This is a genomic window from Aureimonas endophytica, from assembly GCF_014642635.1.
Lineage (GTDB): Bacteria > Pseudomonadota > Alphaproteobacteria > Rhizobiales > Rhizobiaceae > Plantimonas > Plantimonas endophytica.
This window is the reverse complement of the sequence record NZ_BMIQ01000014.1, coordinates 1-17,385: the sequence shown is the minus strand read 5'-3', so window position 1 is coordinate 17,385 and position 17,385 is coordinate 1. Positions and strand designations below refer to the sequence as shown.

Annotated in this window: 14 protein-coding genes and 3 pseudogenes; 9 read left to right on the top strand and 8 right to left on the bottom strand. The window is 64.1% G+C overall.

Annotation, left to right across the window (positions count from 1 at the left end; translation table 11 throughout):
• Window positions 1-49 precede the first annotated feature (49 nt).
• Together IEY14_RS24860 and IEY14_RS24855 are read left to right on the top strand one after the other, a co-directional pair.
• A complete protein-coding gene (locus tag IEY14_RS24860; protein WP_188913418.1) occupies window positions 50-1,693 on the top strand; it encodes a hypothetical protein in 1,644 nt (547 codons plus the stop codon).
• 101 nt (window positions 1,694-1,794) lie between these two features.
• Window positions 1,795-2,031, top strand: a pseudogene (locus IEY14_RS24855) (IS630 family transposase); the annotation flags it as partial.
• Window positions 2,032-2,055: 24 nt separating this feature from the next.
• On the opposite strand, the gene tnpC reads toward IEY14_RS24855, so the two are convergent.
• The 3 genes from tnpC to tnpA all read right to left on the bottom strand — a co-directional run bounded on the left by tnpC (window position 2,056) and on the right by tnpA (window position 4,485).
• Window positions 2,056-3,690, bottom strand: a complete 1,635-nt coding sequence (tnpC, locus tag IEY14_RS24850; RefSeq protein ID WP_188913416.1) for an IS66 family transposase — start codon at window positions 3,688-3,690, stop codon at window positions 2,056-2,058.
• Window positions 3,691-3,763: 73 nt separating this feature from the next.
• On the bottom strand, window positions 3,764-4,084 hold the full coding sequence (tnpB, locus tag IEY14_RS24845; RefSeq protein ID WP_373289054.1) for an IS66 family insertion sequence element accessory protein TnpB: 321 nt from the start codon (window positions 4,082-4,084) through the stop codon (window positions 3,764-3,766).
• 17 nt (window positions 4,085-4,101) lie between these two features.
• Window positions 4,102-4,485, bottom strand: a complete 384-nt coding sequence (gene tnpA / locus IEY14_RS24840; protein ID WP_188913414.1) for an IS66-like element accessory protein TnpA — start codon at window positions 4,483-4,485, stop codon at window positions 4,102-4,104.
• Between the two features lie 62 nt (window positions 4,486-4,547).
• On the opposite strand from tnpA, the pseudogene IEY14_RS24835 reads away from it, so the two are divergent.
• Window positions 4,548-4,913: pseudogene (locus IEY14_RS24835) on the top strand (transposase); the annotation flags it as partial.
• 171 nt (window positions 4,914-5,084) lie between these two features.
• Here IEY14_RS24835 and IEY14_RS24830 read toward each other — a convergent pair.
• The gene (locus IEY14_RS24830) at window positions 5,085-7,043 is read right to left on the bottom strand and encodes an acyltransferase family protein (protein ID WP_188913412.1); all 1,959 of its coding nucleotides are present in this window, start codon (window positions 7,041-7,043) and stop codon (window positions 5,085-5,087) included.
• A gap of 339 nt (window positions 7,044-7,382) precedes the next feature.
• A complete protein-coding gene (traA, locus tag IEY14_RS24825; RefSeq protein WP_188913410.1) occupies window positions 7,383-11,321 on the bottom strand; it encodes a Ti-type conjugative transfer relaxase TraA in 3,939 nt (1,312 codons plus the stop codon).
• 1,035 nt (window positions 11,322-12,356) lie between these two features.
• Here traA and IEY14_RS24820 point away from each other — a divergent pair.
• Window positions 12,357-12,881 carry a hypothetical protein gene (locus tag IEY14_RS24820; protein ID WP_188913409.1) on the top strand — a complete coding sequence of 175 codons (525 nt, stop codon included), beginning with the start codon at window positions 12,357-12,359 and terminating at the stop codon, window positions 12,879-12,881.
• Between the two features lie 96 nt (window positions 12,882-12,977).
• Here IEY14_RS24820 and IEY14_RS24815 read toward each other — a convergent pair whose 3' ends face one another.
• The 3 genes from IEY14_RS24815 to IEY14_RS24805 all read right to left on the bottom strand — a co-directional run bounded on the left by IEY14_RS24815 (window position 12,978) and on the right by IEY14_RS24805 (window position 15,233).
• The gene (locus IEY14_RS24815) at window positions 12,978-13,832 is read right to left on the bottom strand and encodes a helix-turn-helix domain-containing protein (RefSeq protein WP_188913407.1); all 855 of its coding nucleotides are present in this window, start codon (window positions 13,830-13,832) and stop codon (window positions 12,978-12,980) included.
• 153 nt (window positions 13,833-13,985) lie between these two features.
• Window positions 13,986-14,243: a hypothetical protein gene (locus IEY14_RS24810; protein ID WP_188913405.1), complete on the bottom strand. Its 258-nt coding sequence runs from the start codon at window positions 14,241-14,243 to the stop codon at window positions 13,986-13,988.
• A 372-nt stretch (window positions 14,244-14,615) separates the two neighbouring features.
• Complete coding sequence (locus tag IEY14_RS24805; protein ID WP_188913403.1) at window positions 14,616-15,233, bottom strand: recombinase family protein; 618 nt, start codon at window positions 15,231-15,233, stop codon at window positions 14,616-14,618.
• Between the two features lie 256 nt (window positions 15,234-15,489).
• On the opposite strand from IEY14_RS24805, the gene IEY14_RS24800 reads away from it, so the two are divergent.
• The 5 genes and pseudogenes from IEY14_RS24800 to IEY14_RS24780 form a co-directional block, all read left to right on the top strand.
• Window positions 15,490-15,738, top strand: coding sequence for an AbrB/MazE/SpoVT family DNA-binding domain-containing protein (locus tag IEY14_RS24800; RefSeq protein ID WP_188913401.1), 249 nt, complete (start codon window positions 15,490-15,492; stop codon window positions 15,736-15,738).
• 3 nt (window positions 15,739-15,741) lie between these two features.
• The gene (locus tag IEY14_RS24795; protein ID WP_188913399.1) at window positions 15,742-16,128 is read left to right on the top strand and encodes a type II toxin-antitoxin system VapC family toxin; all 387 of its coding nucleotides are present in this window, start codon (window positions 15,742-15,744) and stop codon (window positions 16,126-16,128) included.
• A gap of 342 nt (window positions 16,129-16,470) precedes the next feature.
• Window positions 16,471-16,719: an AbrB/MazE/SpoVT family DNA-binding domain-containing protein gene (locus tag IEY14_RS24790; protein WP_188913397.1), complete on the top strand. Its 249-nt coding sequence runs from the start codon at window positions 16,471-16,473 to the stop codon at window positions 16,717-16,719.
• Complete coding sequence (locus tag IEY14_RS24785; protein ID WP_188913395.1) at window positions 16,716-17,105, top strand: type II toxin-antitoxin system VapC family toxin; 390 nt, start codon at window positions 16,716-16,718, stop codon at window positions 17,103-17,105. The genes IEY14_RS24790 and IEY14_RS24785 overlap by 4 nt, the downstream gene beginning before the upstream one ends.
• Before the next feature lie 84 nt (window positions 17,106-17,189).
• Window positions 17,190-17,385, top strand: a pseudogene (locus IEY14_RS24780) (hypothetical protein); the annotation flags it as partial.

The following is a 17,385-nucleotide window of genomic DNA, read 5'->3' as shown; positions in this document are numbered from 1 at the left end:
CAGCCGCATAGGGGTCGTCGTTCTGACGGTCCTCTTCTGCGGATTGGCAATGTTTGTTTATCTCGCCGGTGAGCTACGCGGTTTGCTTGCTTGGCATGTCCTTCCCGCTTTCGTGTTCGGAATTCCGCGGTCGCTTATAGACCACGGCATGACGCTCCTCTACGAAACACCAGGGCATGTCGGATGGGATGGACAATTCTACTACTACATCGCTAACGATCTTAAACTCAGCCCGGATACGATCCCTCATATCGATGCTTTAACCTACCGTTATCAGCGGATCGGATTGGCGCTAACCGCCAATCTAGTTGCAATGTTGACGCTCCACAGCTGGGTCACGCCGCTAACCTATTGGGGAACGAATGTCCTACTGGTGGCCGGTGGAACATTTGCTCTCGCATCTATCTTGAAAAAACTATCCCTCCCTGCACCGCTGGCACTTTTATGGAGCTTGGGGGCAGGCGTTCAGGTCACGGTACTGAACGGCCTGCCGGATGCTGCAGCGGATGCATTCTTCCTAATGGCCCTGTCTTGTCTGATGAATGATAGACGGGTTGCCTATGCTTTGGCCGCGACAATGGCCATTCTTTCGCGCGAAGCCTTCGCAGTCGCAGCGGGCGGGCTGTTTCTCCTGGAGATCGTCCGACTATGGTCGGATCAAAGCGCCACCAAAAGGCTTTGGGTGAGCCGACTAGCCGTCATGGCGTTGCCAGGGGTGGTTCTCGTCGCTTGGCAATTGTCCATCTATTTCCGGTTCGGTCATTTCCCGTCTCAGGAGCCGGGCGTTGCGGGTGGGCTGGTCAATCTACCTTTCTCGGGCTGGTGGCAGACGGTATCGGGCACCTTCTTTGGCAACCATATCTTTTTCGGGAGTCATGTTCCGTGGACCGAGTATTGGCTAGAGCCGCTCCACGGTGTCCTGCTCGTCTTCGCGATTATTGCTTGCGTTGCTCTCTTGCGCTCGCGCTCAGCTTCGATGGCACAAAAGCAAATCGCTGTTGCGCTTTTGCCTTTCGCCTTGCTTAGCACGACACTAGGTCCCGTTGTAACAGGACATTGGTCCGGATATCTGAAGGCGACCACAATACTTATCCTCCCGCTGATTGCCTTCTCAGCAGAGCGTTCCTTGAGGGTAAAGCTCACATGCACGTTAGCACTTGCCGTCTATACCGTTATTCAGCAGGGCGCGCTTTGGGAACGTATCGCACCAGATGCTCCGGCTTCCGCTGGTCAATTCGGGTCGACCGAATCTGTTGTCAATAAGCCCGGGAAAGACTTTCCAGCTGTCCTTGCTTGCCTTGGTGACTACCGTTCACAACTTAGCTTGCGAGGCATTGAAAACTTTGATCAACGTCCGGTATTCAGACTTCTACTCGGACGCCCGCTGCGTTATCGCCTCGACGTCGACGTGACCAATATCACCGATAAACCGTGGCAGTATGCTCAAGGGGTAGGGGCCGTCGCGCTCATAGGAAGATGGGTGCGGCCAGGTACGAACGAAGAGATCGGCCAGTCGCGACGGGCCATTATCGGCAACGATCTAAAACCCGGAGAAACACGGCGGCTTTCACTGGTAGTCGATATCCCGCCCTATGCGAAATCTTCAGATTTTGTCATAACTCTGATTCAAGATGGGTGCGCTTGGTTTTCAGACGCCCAGGATCCTGGTGTTATACGTATGAAACTCCAATGACATGCGACTATTGGGGGCGGTCTGCTCTGAACTACCCCCATTTTTGATGGGACACCTATCCGTATTGAGCGTCTGACTGCGACGACAGGGCTGGACGTTCAAAAAAGACCGCGCACGCATTGGAGCAGGAACGGCTGGACATCTAAAAGCGACGGCAGGCTTGGATTGATGGCCAACTCGATCTCGGTCCGGTCAAGCTCGTCTTCATCGACAAGACAGTGCTGAGCACGAAGATGGCGCGGCTGCGCGGCCGGGCATCGCGGGGCGAGCGTTGCCGATCCAGCGTGCCGCATAGCCACTGGAAGACAACGACCTTCGTTGGCGCCCTCCGGCTCACGGTATGCATCCGGCATAGGCCACAGTCAGGCAGCGACGGCTTGATCCTGATGAGTTGCGACGGCCCAGTTCCACGGCAGGAGTTCTGGCAGTCGAGTCTGCGGGATATCGGCAATGCGGGCGAGAACGTCGGCGAGCCAGACTTGCTGGTCGATATCGTTGAGCTTGGCGGTGGAGATCATCGTCAGCATGAGGGCGCAACGATCGGCGCCACGCTGCGAGCCGGCGAAGGTCCATGAGCGTCGGCCGAGCGCGATGCCGCGCAGGGCTCGCTCTGCGGCGTTGTTCGACAGGCAGATGCGCCCGTCGGTCGTGAAGCGGGTGAAGGCATCCCACCGGGTCAGCATGTAGTCCATCGCCTTGGCGACATCGGCATGGCGCGACAGGCGCGCCCTCTCGGTGCGCATCCACCCCTCGAAGTCGGCAAGGAGCGGCATGGAACGCTCCCGGCGGCTCGCCAGACGTTCGGCGGCAGGCAAGCCGTTGATGTCGCGCTCGATGGCGAACAAGGCATCGATGCGCTTCACCGCCTCCAACGCCATGGGCGAGATCGGCGCCGCGTTCTTTCCCCGACGTGCGTTCTTCGCGATGTCGGCGAGTTCGAAGAACTTGCGACGGGCGTGTGCCCAACACAGAGCCTGGGTCAGCGGTCCTGGGCTTCGTCCCGCAGCACAAAAGCGCCCATAGCCGGAATAGGCGTCGGCCTGCAGGATGCCGGTCCAGTCCATCAGGTGTTCCTCGGGCTGCTCGGCGGTGCGATCCGGGGAGGCATGATACAAGGCCTCCGGCGGAGCCGGGCCGCCAAAGGGACTATTGTCTCGCACATAGGTCCAGATCCGCCCCGTCACGGTCTTGCCCTTGGCCAGGATCGGCACGGTCGTGTCGTCGCCATGCAGGCGTTCGGCCGAGAGGACGTGGGCGGCGACAAGGTCGTGCAGCGGCCGAAGGGCGTGCACGCATGCGCCGACTTGGTCGGCCAGCGTCGAAAGCGGCAGATCGATGCCCTCACGGGCATAGCGCTCCGACTGCCGGTTCAGCGGCTGGTGTTGGCCGAACTTGTCGAACAGGATCATCGCGAGGAGGTTCGGGCCGAGGAACCCTCGCGGCGTCGGGTGGAACGGTGCCGGCACCTGGCTGATGCGCTCGCAGTCCTGGCAGGTGAACTTCTCCCGGACCGTCTGGACGACCTTCCAGCGGAGCGGGATCATCTTTAGCGTCTCGGTGACGTCCTCGCCCAGCTTGCGCAGGCGATCCGAGCCGCAGCATTGGCACGCGGTCGGGGCCGACACGACGACACGCTCGCGTGGCAGGTGCTCGGGGAACGGCTTGCGGCCACCGCGGCGCCGGCGCTCGAGGCGCGCGACCGTCGCGGTCTTCGCGGCGGCCCGCTCGGCGGCCAGCTCATCCTCGGTGAGCGCCGCCTCGGCGTCCTCGAGCTGCATCTCCAACTGGTCGAGAAGGCGCGCCGTGCGCTCGGACCGCGCGCCGTAAAGCTCGCGCTTCAGCTTCTCGATCTGCAGCGTCAGATGGGCAACAAGCGCCTCGATGCCGGACGCCTTCACCTTGGCATGCGCCGCGTCCGCTTCGGCCAGATCGGCGCGCCTTTCTGCTGCCGCCAGCGCGGCCCTCAGGACGGCGATGTCGTCCGGCAGATCGGGCATCGAGAGGGATCGGGTCCATTCGAGACCCGAGGATTTTGGCACGTAGACCCTGCAATGCAAAGGGTTTTGCGCTCTATCCCGCCGCTTCAGGACGCCAGGTTCGCTGCGGGTTGCGCCAATCGATCCCATCGAGAAGGCAGGCTAGATCCGTGTGCGTCAGAGCTACGACGCCGTCCTTGGCCAAGGGCCAGATGAAGCGTCCCCGCTCCAGCCTCTTGGCATAAAGCGACAGCCCGATCCCGTCGTGCCACAGGATCTTCACCAGCGATCCGCTGCGCCCACGAAAGACGAAGAGATCGCCGCCGTTTGGATCGCGCTTCAGCCCCTCCTGGACCTGAAGGGAAAGCCCCTGCATGCCCCGCCGCATGTCGGTGTGGCCTATCGCGATCCACACCCGCGCCCGAGACGGGATTATCGCAGCGCCTTGAGAACCGCTGCGGCCAGCGCTGGCGGCGTCGAAGCCGACATCCGCAGCCGTCCGCCCGTCGGCAACTCCACCACGATCGCCGTTTCGTCGGTGACGGCAACAGGTTCGGGCACAGGCTCAGGGCCGACCAGGACCGGCACGAAGGCTGATGCCGGATGAGATGACAGACGCTCGGCGCGAAAGCTACGCAGCCACGTTCCCAACTGCGAGCGTGAGATCCCGTGTCGACGCGCCGTCATTGAGACCATGCGCGGCGCCGACTGGCTTTCCATCACGATCCGAAGCTTCTCGTCATCGCTCCAGCGACGACGACGACCCGTCGCCACGATCTCCAACCGCTCGAAGGGTCTGAGCTTATGGACGTCCATACGCGCAGTCTCTTACCAAGCCGGTCAGTTCAATAGGCGGCCCTCACCGGTGGCGTACTTATGGCCTTCTGGACGAGTTGAAGAAGGCTCTGCCCGACGGGGCGCTTAACGCCGAGATGGAGCACCATCTGGCGGGCGAGGATGCCGGCAACAAGCGGAACGGCTATGGCCGCAAGACGGTCACGACCGAGCCAAGCCGGATCGAGCTATCAATGCCGCGTGATCGGCAAGCGACGTTCGATAAGCAACGGATCGCCCGCCATCAGCGCCGCATTCCCGGCTTCGATGATAAGATCGTGTCGATGTATGCCCGCGGCAGGAGCACCCGCGAGATCGTCGGGCACCTGCGCGAGTTCTACAGCATTGCGGGCTCACCCGATCTAATCAGTGCGGTGACCGCCGCGGTGCTGGAAGAGGTCATTGCCTGGTAAGCCCGGCCTCGCTTCCCGTTACGACAGATGGCAAACGACTTCCTCGCTGCCATCAAACTCACCCCCGTCCGCGTTTAGATCAATGTGTAACGAGTCCGCTGTTTGGTGTCTTTCGGAGGCTCCAAAACCTACTTTAAGGAAGACCCCTTTCCGCAGGGCCGACCAATTCTATTGACCATACCCAAACAACTTTTCACCCACCCAAATAGACCCTTCGTAAGAAAGATGACCGCTATCGCGGTACAGAATTTTATTCTCCACATTCACTCTGCAGGATCGCCTGTCACAAAAGAGAGACGCGGGATCTTTAACTTCAATAGATGGGAATTTTGCGAGGATATACATCAGATCTCGACGATAATCGGCGTTTCGAGATTGGAATTCTTCGATTGGAACCGAGCACCGCTGCGTAGAAACTGCTAGTATGCTCAGGGGGCGGGATTGGAAGCATTTTCGCGGATCGAACCCGAGCTCAGGAACATCAAGTATGATTGTGATCCGTTTACTTGCCTCGATTAATGACTCGAGTGTGCGATCCAACGCTGCAAGGTAAACTTTTTGATTGTCTGCAACACCTTCTTTAGTATCCACCAGATTGACCCATGCCCGACTTTCTGCTTCTCCAAAACCGCGTCCGCTAGTGTAGAATGGTCCTCTCGTGTGGAGGATGACGTCCGTAATTGTTGTCGACGCCTTCACGTAGTCTAAGATCCTCCCAGCACGTTCGCACGTGTCGATACCGTCCGCCTGTCGTGCCGATATGCCGTAGAGCATCGGACAGCCAGGAAGGCTAAAGTTTACAACGCCTTTTCCTAGCCTCTCATAATGATGTGCAACGCCGTAGAACAGGGCGTTCGCGTGACTATCTCCAAGGAGTGCGATTACAGGCTCGTGTCCTGGCGTTTCCAAGCAAAACATTGGATGCGCGATGTTCTCATGGCGATTCATACACGCCGTTTGGACCGACAATTTTTGTTGATCCCAAAGAAAGGCGGTGGGCAATGCATCGGGGAAGGCAATTCGTTGCGGCAAGCCTTGTGACCAGAACACAAACCAGCCACCTGCTCCAAGACAGGCAGTTAAGGCGGAAACAGTCGCTGCCCTCTTCAAACCTCCCACGCGAAGCGGCTTTTCAACCGTGAAATGAGTAAGCACCGTGAGACCGATGCTGAGGCAGAGAAGTGCAAGTTTCTCCGTTTTCGTTGGCGTGCCGATCGTGAGAATCGTCGCAAATGAGAGAGCTGGCCAATGCCAGAGATAGAGGACGTAACTCAGTTTCCCGATGTGCCGCATCGGGGCGTTATCGAGCAGCAGGGCTTTCGATCGACAATGGCCCGTCGAAATGATGAGGAGCGCTCCAGCCACCGGGATCGTGGCCCATCCGCTTGGATATGCGAAGCGGTCGTTGAGAAACACACCGCCTGCGAGTATGAGCCCAACACCTGCTAAAGTGCCGAAACTCGACACTCGCTCTGACATCCGTAAGTCTCTCGTCGCAACCACGGCGCCCGCAAGAAGTTCCCAGGCACGGGACAAGGGAAAGTAGAAGGCGCCACTTGGGTCCTCGTCGGTCCATATCAGGCAGCACACGAGCGATAGACCCAGCATTGCTATGAAAATCGGTCGATACGACAGGCCCACCTTGCGCAACGCGACAAGCAATATTGGGAAGAATAGGTAAAACTGCTCTTCGACCGATAGCGACCAAAGATGCAGCAGCGGCTTTGTATCCGCCGGTTGAGCGAAGTAGCCGACATCCTTGTAGAGAGCGAAGTTGATGACCGAAAAGGCTGCAGCAGCGGTGTAGCGCCCAAGAGTCTCGTATTCGTCGGGCCGAAGGACCATCGCTCCAAATACCAAGCAGCTCACGAGTACAGTCAGAAGTCCAGGGAAAATCCGCCTAGCGCGTCGCGCATAAAATTCAAAGAATGAGAACCGCTTCTCATCTATGCCATTCATGATGACCTTCGTAATCAGAAAGCCAGAGATCACGAAGAAAACGTCTACTCCAATATAACCGCCGGAAATCAATTCGGGGAAATAGTGAAATACAACGACAAGGAGAACCGAAATGGCTCTGAGGCCATCAATGTCGCCTCTGTAGGAGGTACCAGAACTGCCGGCCATGCTCTCACAGTCGAAGGCTAGTGGTTAGGCCCCCCCGTACAAAACAAAGATCGTAGCGACAATGCTTTGTGGGCGGCTCAACCGCGAGTTCTAGCAATCCATCAGCGCGACGTTTGAAATTCTAATCCACATCAGCGATTGCACCTCCGCGCTTGGGCTGGCGAGGTGTCGGGTAGATCCAACGTCATCCTCAACGCAGCCGGCACGAAGCGTGGATAGAATACCACCCTGGCCTGCATCCGGCCAAGGGAAACGGCCGCGCCTGCCCTCTCGCCTGCGGCGAGATCGCCCCGTTGCCCTGCCTCGTCCTCTGCCCGCGACCGGCGCGTTGCCCGGCCGTCAGCCGCGCTCGTAGCCGATGTCCCGGTCGCGGCCGTAGGTACGCTCCTGCTCGCGCTCATAGGCGCGGCTGCGCTCGAGCGAGCCGGCGGCGCGCACTTCCAGTCGGGCGGTGTCGATCGCCTCGGAGAGCGCGCCGATCGCGCGCCGATCGTCCGGGGAGAGGCCTGGGATGCGCTCGACCGCCTTCGGCACGGCGAGGCGCTCCTCGAGCTTCGCGCTCCACGCCTTCAGCTCTTCGAAGAGCGGGCGATCGGCGAGCGCGCGCAGCGTCAGCTCCTGCGCCGTCTCGTTCGTGCCGGGGCGCCGCAGCGCATGGGCGTGGTTGAGGTCGTCGAGCAGCCGGCGCGCGTCCGGCGACAGGTCCGGCAGCGGCCCGGCCAGCGCGGCGCGCCAGCGCGTTTCCTTCTCGCGCTCGACCGGCTCGCTGACGCCGATGGAGACGACGAAGTGGTTGAGCGAGGAGGTGAGGAAGGACACGCGGTCGAGCGCCGCCTGACGCTCGGCATCGGGCCGCCGCAGAAGCGTGCGGCCGCCGAGGAGCTCGCCATAGCTCTGCGGCTCGGTGCGGATGTGCCGGAGCACCGCTCTCGCGTCGTGCCGCGACGCGAGCACCTCGGCGCGGATCGTCGTCCAGGCGGTCTCGGGATCGCGCCAGATGCGGGCCGCGTGCTCGCGTGCGGAGCGCTCGAACGCCGCGACCCGGGACCCGGTCAGAACGGTCCGCGCGACGGCGGCCTCGAGCGGAACCGGCCAGGTCGTGACGGCCGGGATCAGCGGGATCGCCGGGGCGGGTGGCGGCGTCGCGTGGGTGGGCCCGGAGGCCGATCCGCGCGCGTCGCCGCGATCGGCTGACGGAGCGCCGCGCGTTTCGTCCGCGGGGCGGGACGGCGCCTCCAGCCCCTCGCGATAGTCGCGCTCGGCGGCCTCGTCGGCGCGCAGCTGACGGTAGCCGGTGTCGACGTCGCGCAGCGTCGTCATGAGCCCGAGCTCCCAGGCGGCGCGCGCCACCGCATGGACGTCCCGCCAGTTCGCCTGGAGGGCGTCCCGCACCTCCATGGGAAGCGACGAAAGCCGCGGTTCCTCGGGCGCCTCGCTGAGATCGGGGCCGATCGCGACGATGACGGTCGGGGAGAGAACGGCCGCGACGCGCTCGGCATAGTCGCGCATCGCCGGCGCCGCCTCCGAGCGCGTCAGCACCGTCTCGGCCGTGAAGAAGGCGGAGCGGCGCGCGCTTCCCTCGTGATGCATCGCGGCCGAATGCGACTGCACCTCGCGCAGCCGGTTGAGGGCCGGGCGCAGCGCTTCCCCCGCCACCAGGCCGCGCGCCGCGATCGCCGCCAGCTGCTCCGGCGAGGGACCGGTCGGAACGCGGATCTCTTCCGCCGCCAGGATCGGCCGCGCCCGCTCGATCACCGTCGCGGCATAGTCGCGGATCGACTGGAGGACCTCCGCCGGATGCGCCAGGCCGCGGTTCTCGAGGAAGGCCTCGAAGCGACCGGCAAAGCTCTGCGCGCGGGCCGCCTCTTCCTCCCGCCGCGCCACCAGCGCGTCGAGCGCCTCGCGGTAGTCCGGCTGCCCGGCATAGTCGAGCGAGGTGTCCTTCAGCCGCTCGGTGGCAAGGCGCTCCAGCGCCTCCTCGGGCGTCGCCCGCCGCGTCCTGCCGGGCCGGGCGAAGCTGTCGAGGGCGAGGTGAACCGTCACCGCCTCGCGGTGGCGCGACAGCGCGACATAGGTGAGCTGCGCGTCCATCGTTCCGCCGGCGACGACATGCACCCGGTCGAAGGTCGAGCCCTGCGCCTTGTGGATCGTCGCGGCATAGCCGTAGTCGAGATTGTTGTAGCGCTCGCGCTCGATCGTGACCGGTTCGACCCGGCCCGGCAGCGCGGCGACGAGCCGGTCGCGGCCGACCTCGGTGAGCGTGCCGATCGTGCCGTTGCGCAGGCCGAGCTGCCTGTCGTTCTCCAGAAACAGGACGCGCTCGCCGACGGCGAAGTCGCGCAGGCCGCGCGCGGTGAGGAAGGGCGTGTCGCCGGTCAGTCCGCCCTCGGCTTGGATGGCCTCGCGCGCCAGGCGATTCAGCGCCGCGACGTCCTTGTTGGCATGGGCGAGCATCATCACGTCGCTGCCGGCGCGCCAGTCGTGGCGCCAGTTCGCGGTTGCCGCCGCGAGGGCGGCGGAGCGTTCGTCGTGGAAGACGAGGCTGTCATTGGCGCGGTAGATGTCGAGCGCCGAACGGGTCTCGCCGGCGCCGAAGAGAACGCTGGCGGCGGCGTGATCCTCGCGCTCCTGGCGGCGCACTTCGGTGAGTTCGACATAGCCGACCGCGTCGGCGATCGAGCGAAAGGCGGCGCCCGCCTCGATCGGCTGCAGCTGACGGGCGTCGCCGACCAGGACGACCTTGGCGCCGAAGCCGTCGAGGTGATCGAGCACCCGGCGCATCTGCTCGCAGGCGACCATTCCCGCCTCGTCGAGCACGAAGACGTCGCCCTTTTCCAGCCGGTCGAAACCCTTCTCCCAGGCCCGCTCCCAGGAGGCCAGCGTCCGGCTGGCGATCCCGGCCGACTGCTGGAGATTGTCGGCCGCCTTGCCGGCAAGCGCGCCGCCGTGAACCGCCACAGCCTCGCCGCGATAGATCTCGCCGACGGCCCGCAGCACGGTCGACTTGCCGGCGCCGGCGATGCCGACCATGACGGCGACGCCTTCGGCGCGCGTCAGGCGTCCGATCGCCGCCCGCTGTTCGGGCGAATAGGCAAAGCCCTGCGTCTCCTGCGAGCGGGCGATCGCGGCACCGCGGCGCTTCTCGTCGGTGGCGAAGGCGAGGTCCTGCGCGCGGGCCCCGACGAGCCGGCGCAGCTCGGCCTCGCGCTCGAGGACGGCGAGCGTCGTGAAGCGCTCGCGCTGGACGACGCGGTTGGTCTCGGGGTCGTGGATCTCGGCCTGGACGGCGACGAGTTCGGGCAGGGCGCCGACCGCGTGGAGCAGCGCCTGGAAGTCGTCGCCGCGCCCGGCATAGCGATGGATCATGCGGGCGATGTCGCGCGTGTCGAAGGTCGAGCGCTCGCGCGTGATCTGTTCCAGAACGAGCGAGGGGTTCTGGCGGAAGGCGGCGAAGTTGGCGGCCTGCTCCTCGGCGTCGAAGGCGCGCACTTCGAGCGCCGGACCGGTCTCGGGCATGTGCTCGGTCTTGCCGCGATGGGCGGTCGGGATGATCGCCTCGATGCCGCGATCGTGGAAGGAGCGGTGGTCGACGGTGATGTCGTGGCCGGCGCGGGCGAGCGCCTCGTTGACGTGGTCGGCCCAGGCGGCGCGCGCCTCGTAGAGCTCGGGCTTGGAGGCGGCCCAGCGCTGATAAACGACGTCGCCTTTGGCGTTGCGGACGGGCTCGCCCGCCGCGTCGCAGGCGATCACGGCCTTCGGGCCGAAGCCGGTGTCGGTCAGCGGCCGCAGGGTCGAGAGGATGTGGACATGCGGGTTGTGCTCGCGCCCGGGCGGCAGGTGGAAGGCCCAGTCGGCGATACGGCCCTTGGCGGTATAGGTCTCGGCGACAAAGGCGCGGACGAGCGCGATATTCTCTTCGTGGGAGAGCTCGACCGGCAGGGCGAGGACGAGCTCGGCGGCATATTGCGCGTCGCGGCGCTTCTCGTTCCATTCGACGATGTTCCACAGCGTCTCGGAGGCGGAAACGGCGGCGGACCCTTCGAGCCTTGGGGCGGAGCCGTCCGGGGCGGCGAGGCCGAACTCGTCGCGCAGCCATTGCGGGGCGTCGGCGGGAAGCGCCAGTTCGGAATGCAGGGTGCCGGGCTTCTGGCTGTAGTTCTCGACGCGGTTGGAGAAATCATTCTCCATGCGGGCGGAATGGCGATAGGCGGCGGCGGCGACGGCAGACAGGCCGCTGCCGGCGGAGATGATGGACTGGCGGAAAGAGTAGATCGCCACGGGGAGAGCCGAACGCCTGCACACGCGCCGATGGCGCTGCGGAGATCCTTAGCCGGCCACGTTGCGGCAAGCAACGTATAAGTGCGCTCTTGGACCGACGGCCAAGAGAGGCTCGGGCCGACCGCTGCGCGGTCCAGACGGAGCCGGATCGCGCGCTGCGCGATGGCGGCCGGCAAGGACCGAGGCCGGGGGACGCGGCGCCGGGAGGCGCGAGCCTCGCGTCCGGGCGCGCCCGCGACGACGGGGAGCGGGCCGCCGTTCTTCCGCCGAAGGGCGGGGAACGGACGACGCCGGCGGCGCCCGGCGAGGCGCGGCGCCGGGCCGAGCACGGGGTGGTGTCGAGGGGCTCCGGGTCGGTCGCCGACCGAAGGAAGAGGAGAAGGGCCGCGCCCCTTTCCGTCGGCCTTGCTCGCCAGCGACGTCGGCGGCGGTTGCGGTATCCGACGCCTCAGGGAAAGCGATTGGAGCCGATCCCGCGATCAGGAACGCGTTCAGTTCAGCATAGCGATAGGCTTCCCGATCCTGGGATCATAGCGACCACGGCGAGCCCTTGCAGGAGCCTCGGCACCGTCGCCATCTGGTGCGGCCCAGGATCGAAAGGCGGACCTGACTGAGGGCGCCAGACGGCACCCTGCCGTGCTCGAACATCGGAACGAACGAAGCCCTGCTATCGCTGGTATGGGCGATCGCCGTCGGGGAGGCTCGTGACCAGATCCGAGTCCTTTGAAGCGAAGCAAACGGGGTGCGATCGAAGAGGCACGTCCCTGCGCAGTTGACGTCCGTGTGCAGGGTCGCCGTGCAGATTTCGACCGATCCCGCCGGCCTCCAAGCGCGGCGATCGGATCATCGCCTACGGCTTCAAGACCACGACCTATGCGCTGATGCCGCCCTGCGCGCCGTCGCCCCGGTCGCGGGAAGACAGGCCGGTTCCGATCGAGCCAAGCGACGCGCAATCGTGGATCTCGGGACATCGCGAAGGACGTCACCGGCGAGGCCTCAGCCCTGACGATCGCGCAGGGCGAGCACGAATATTTCGTGCCGGCGGCGCAGAACATCATCGCGCTGATGATCATCAAGCTGCACCGCACGAAGCGGTACAAATGGACCTGGGCCGAGCTCTTCGAAGCGGTGCTGGCGCTGGTGGACGAGATCGTCAAGGACGCCCGGCTCTACTATCCGACGGCGATCAGTTTCAACGCCGTCGAGAAGCGGCTCGGGGGCGCGAACAGCTGCAACGTCCAGACCGCCCTTAGCGCGCTGCGCCTCCTCGCGATCGCCTGGCCGAGTTACGAGAAGCGCCCGACGATTTCGATGCGCCAGTTCATGTTCGGGAAGACCTATCCGAAGACCCTTGTGCTCGGCCGTTCGACCGATTTCGACCCGAAGCGAAGGGTGTGGTTGATCCTCGACGAGATCGGGCGGCTGCCGAAACTAAGCCGGCTAGACGAGCCGAGGAAGGCAAAGGCAAGTGCCCAGCCGAAAGAGGACCAGGAGGGTCCGCCGCCCTGGACCGAGGTGCCGGAATGGGCACAAGGCGAGCCTGCTGGATACGAGCGATAGGCGTGCGCAGGCAGCGCATCGAAGCCGCTTCGATGCGCGATTGCATGCTAGGCCCTCCGCTCGCGTTTCAGCGCGCGCCGGAGGCGGAATGAGGAGCTATCGAGACGGGCCGATCAGCTTCTGAACGGTCGGAATTCGCCACCTTCTCTTTCTCAAAAGCCTATCACGACCCGCGAAGCGGGACGTGTCCGCTCCTGCCTGAAGAGAGGATGTTTGGGTTTGGTTTTTGGGTGACAGAAGTGTCACCCCCTGAACTCTCGAGACGACGCTTTCGAAGGAGCGCAGCAGCGCGCCCGGCGTCTCCGCCAGCCAGCGGGCGAGGCCTCGGGCCGTCTCGTAGAACGGGAAGGCGAGATCGGTCAGCGTGACGAGGAGGCCGAGATGCATGCCGTTCCTGTTGGTGCGGATCTGCGTCTCGATATAGCCGTGCCGGATGAGATCCTCGAGATAGCGCCGGATGGTACGCGTCGAGCGCGCCATGATGTTCGCCGCCGTGCCTTTGGTGATGGTGGTCTCGCGGCCCTTGCCGCAGCGGGCGCGGAGCACCTGGAGGAAGGCCTTGGCGTTGGGCGTCAGGCGATCGTCGCGCGCGGCGGTCGTCGCCATCGGCGCGGCGTATTGCCGGCTGTCATTGGGCTGCGGCCGGGTGTGGCGCGGACGCGCCACCTTGGCCGCGCGGGGCGCGCCCGGCAGCTTGGGGGACGATGTTGCGAGCCGGGTCGAGCCGACGAGCGGCGCGCCGATGGCGGCCGACCTGCGGCTGGCCTCGGCGAGGGAGATCGCGCCGGCTTTCTGGTCGCGCCAGATGGCGAGGCGGGCCTGGAAATCGGGATGCGGGACCTCGTTCTGTCGCGCCTCGGCGGCGAACAGGTCGTGCGTCTTCGGCTCGTCCGGACTACGGGCGAGCGCTGACGCGCGCGCTGCTATGGGCGCGCGATATGGGTCTGCCACGGATCGGTCTCCTTGCGCAGACGGCACAGGATTCCCGTGGCGAGTTCATCGCATTTTTCGTTGACTATGATGGCCGGGGTCGGTAGAAGTCGTTTTGCTGAACTTTTTGCTTCTACCGGCCCTGTCGCGATGACCTCGCGGTGGGGCTTTTTCTTATGCGCCGTCTCTCGGTTTGCGGTTGTGGGGTCGGGGCGCGACATCGTCGCTTCCCTGGGTGAATTGATCGAAACGGAACTGATCGATCAAGCCCTGAAGAGCGCTGTGCAGGTTCGGCAGGCCGCGTTCGACTTGGAACCGGCGGATGACCTGCATGTGCTCTTCGTGAAGGTAAAACATGCGTCCGGACTCACCGGCCGCCGCGCGACGTATGTGGTGCTCCAGGACATAGGCTGTCGAGGATTTCGGCGGCACCGATGCGTCCTTCCTCTTCGATTTGAGGCGATCGAGTCTGCCTCCGCGCTAACGGATCTAGACACTGCCACCCGCCTTAGAGAAGCCGGGCAATTTTTGGTAGTAGGATTTTCATCACGAGCCGACGCCTTTGGGCAAGCTCGGAGCGATCCTACGATCAATCCAGACGAACCTTGAGGTGATGCGGATGCTGGGCGGCCGCCCTGCCACCGTCCACGCGCGCAAGAATGTGGTCGACATGTTTCGGGTTTGCGATCCTGCGCCTCTCCGGACACCGGACGATGGAGATCGAGATCCTGAAAGAAGCGGCCGATATCGCCCGCCCCAAAAACGAACTTGGATGCCGGGCATCAGCTCGGCGCCGCGTCTCGTTCAGGTCGCCAACCCGAGGAGTTTGGCGCCGGGCTCCTTCAGCGAGCCGTCGCCGTTGAGGTAGAGATAGAGCGTCGGCGTCGCGATGCCGAAGCGCTTGGCGATGGATTGAGCCGTCTCGTCGGTGTCGCGCAGCATGGTCTGGACGGCCCGCAGCGTCGTCTTGTCCATCTTACGCGGGCGCCCGCCCTTGCGACCCCGCGCCCGCGCCGCGGCAAGACCGGCCTTGGTGCGCTCTGCGATCAGTTCTCGCTCGAATTCGGCGAAAGCGGCGAAGACGCCGAAGAACAGGCGGCCGTTGGCGGTGGTGGTGTCGATCTGCGCCCCCGCTCCGCTCAGGACCTTGAAGCCGATGTCGCGGGCGCGGAGGTCATCGACCGTGGTGACGAGATGCTTCAGGTCGCGCCCCAGCCTGTCGAGCTTCCAGACGACGAGCGTATTTCCGGGCTGGAGCGCCTTCAGGCAGGCGGTCAGTCCCGGCCGGGCATCGAGGCGCCCCGAGGCGAGGTCCTGGTAGAGGCGGTCAGGGGCGACACCGGCGGCGAGCAACGCATCGCGTTGCGGGTCGAGCGTCTGCGAGCCGTCGGCCTTCGAGACACGCATATAGCCGATCAGCATAGGGTGCTCCCCGCTCGCGGAATACGCGCCGGCATTCGCTCGAAAACACGCGGCGGCATGGCTTTATCGTATACTGCAGATGGAACGGATTTTCTAGCCATTTACCCTGGGAGCGAGCAGTCAAACCGAGTTCGATCATCAAACGGCCGTTTGATGTCATAATTTAGAAGCACCCCTACGACAGCTATCCCTCATTTGATACCAAAACGCGATTTCGGTATTTATTTCCACAAAGGTCTTTCAGAGGGCTCAGGTCGTGGAATCGAAATCTGTTCGTATCATCGAAGGCGGCAAGCTCATCATCCCCGCTGCCTTTCGGCGCGATCTTGGGATGAATGTCGGCGATACCGTCATTGTCGAGAATGTCGGCGGCGAGTTGCGCATCCGCTCCCGCCGGTCGGCCATCGCCAATGCTCAACGTCTGATGCGGCAGCTTGTACCGGAGGGGACCTCCGTGGTTGACGAGTTCATCGCCGAACGGCGCGCCGAAGCGGAGCGTGAATAGGGCGTGGCCATCCGTTACGCCTTGGATGCCTCCGCCCTTCTCTGCCTGCTGCAGGCCGAGCACGGCCACAAGCAGGTCGATGCTGCGCTCGATGCCTCGGTCATCTCGTCGGTGAACTTTTCGGAGGTAGTCGCCAAGTTGCGGGATCTCGGCGCGAGCGCCGAAATGGTGCAGGCGATGCTCGATCCGCTGCATCTGGCCATCGTCGACTTCACTTCGGCCCAGGCGCGCATTGCCGGCAATCTCCGGCCTGCCACGAAATCCAAGGGCCTGTCCTTTGGCGATCTGGCCTGTCTCGCCACGGCCATCGACCTGGAATGCGCCGTACTGACCGCCAATCGGCCCTGGCAGGATCTCGATATCGGCGTCGAGATCGCCCTCGTTCGATGACCGGTATCGGCGCGCGTTCGCCGGTCGCTTAGTCCCTGTGTCTTTGGTTCGAAGCGCGCCATCGGGCCGACCCAGCCTGAGCTGCGCGGCTTCAGTCCACTGGGATGATTGGGCCGAGCTGTCGCGCCCGATCCGCTTCCGCCGCGCTAACGGCTACGGCCGTTCAACGAGACTTGGCAACATCTGCGAGGATCGTGTGATCGAGCCATATCGACGCCTCTGAACCCATTCGCATGTTCAGGCCATGGTCATCGAAAGTGGACAAATTAGAAGGTTTACGTCTCATTGTTGATTTTGACGCCGCTTGGTATGATCGCGACATCATATTCCGTGAGGCTTCCCATGCTCAGCCGCGTCAAGATTACGCCAACCGGGCGCCTTTCGCTTCCTGCGGAGATCCGCAAGCGCCTTGGCCTGAGTAAAGGCGGCGAGGTCATCATCGACGACCGTGGCGACGAGATCGTCCTTCGCACCGTCTCTCAAGCGATAGCCAGGGCGCAGGCGCTCAGCAGGAAAATGCTCGATGGCAAGGACGGCGCGTCCGTGGCCGATTTTCTCGCTGAGCGACGGCGGGAGGATGCCGCCGAATGAGCGATGTCGTGCTCGATGCCTCGGCGCTGATCGCGATGCTTCGCGGCGAGCCTGGTGCGGATTACGTCGCCGAGCGTCTCAACGGCGCGCTGATATCGTCCGTGAACTATTCCGAGGTCGTCGCCCACTATGCTCGCCTCGACAATGCGGCGGATGAGATCCAGGCGATGCTGGAGGCCCTGCCCCTGGTGCTCGTGCCTGTCGACCGGGCCCTCGCCTTCGAGGCGGGCATGATGCGCAAGCTCGGCGAAACCGCAGGTCTGTCTCTTGGCGACCGCTTCTGTCTGGCCTTGGCGAAATCGCAGGGCTGCCCCGCCGTGACGGCGGATAAGGCGTGGCTGCGCGTCGCCGAGGCCGTGAACGTTCGGGTGGAGCTGCTGCGGTGATGAGGATGGAAGCCCTGATCCTGCGCATGAGGGGCGACCGGCGCCGGGCGATCGGTCTTGATGACGGCGGGGGGCGGTAGGGCCATGCCGATCAAGCCGGAGCTGCGCGGCTTCTACCCGCTGGACTGGGCCGAGCTCTCGCATTCGATCCGCTTCCGCCGCGCCAAGGGCCGCTGCGAGCAGTGCGGGCGGCCGCATGGCCGCATGGTCTGCGCGCTGTCCGACGGGCGCTGGTTCGACGAGGAGCTCGGCCGCTGGCGCGACGGCAAGGGTCGGGTCC

Coding starts and splice junctions, on each gene's coding strand:
- IEY14_RS24860 (WP_188913418.1), top strand. CDS start 50: ATGTTTGTTTATCTCGCCGGTGAGCTACGCGGTTTGCTTGCTTGGCAT.
- tnpC (WP_188913416.1), bottom strand. CDS start 3,690: ATGCCCGATCTGCCGGACGACATCGCCGTCCTGAGGGCCGCGCTGGCG.
- tnpA (WP_188913414.1), bottom strand. CDS start 4,485: ATGGACGTCCATAAGCTCAGACCCTTCGAGCGGTTGGAGATCGTGGCG.
- IEY14_RS24830 (WP_188913412.1), bottom strand. CDS start 7,043: ATGGCCGGCAGTTCTGGTACCTCCTACAGAGGCGACATTGATGGCCTC.
- IEY14_RS24805 (WP_188913403.1), bottom strand. CDS start 15,233: ATGCTGATCGGCTATATGCGTGTCTCGAAGGCCGACGGCTCGCAGACG.
- IEY14_RS24790 (WP_188913397.1), top strand. CDS start 16,471: ATGCTCAGCCGCGTCAAGATTACGCCAACCGGGCGCCTTTCGCTTCCT.
- IEY14_RS24785 (WP_188913395.1), top strand. CDS start 16,716: ATGAGCGATGTCGTGCTCGATGCCTCGGCGCTGATCGCGATGCTTCGC.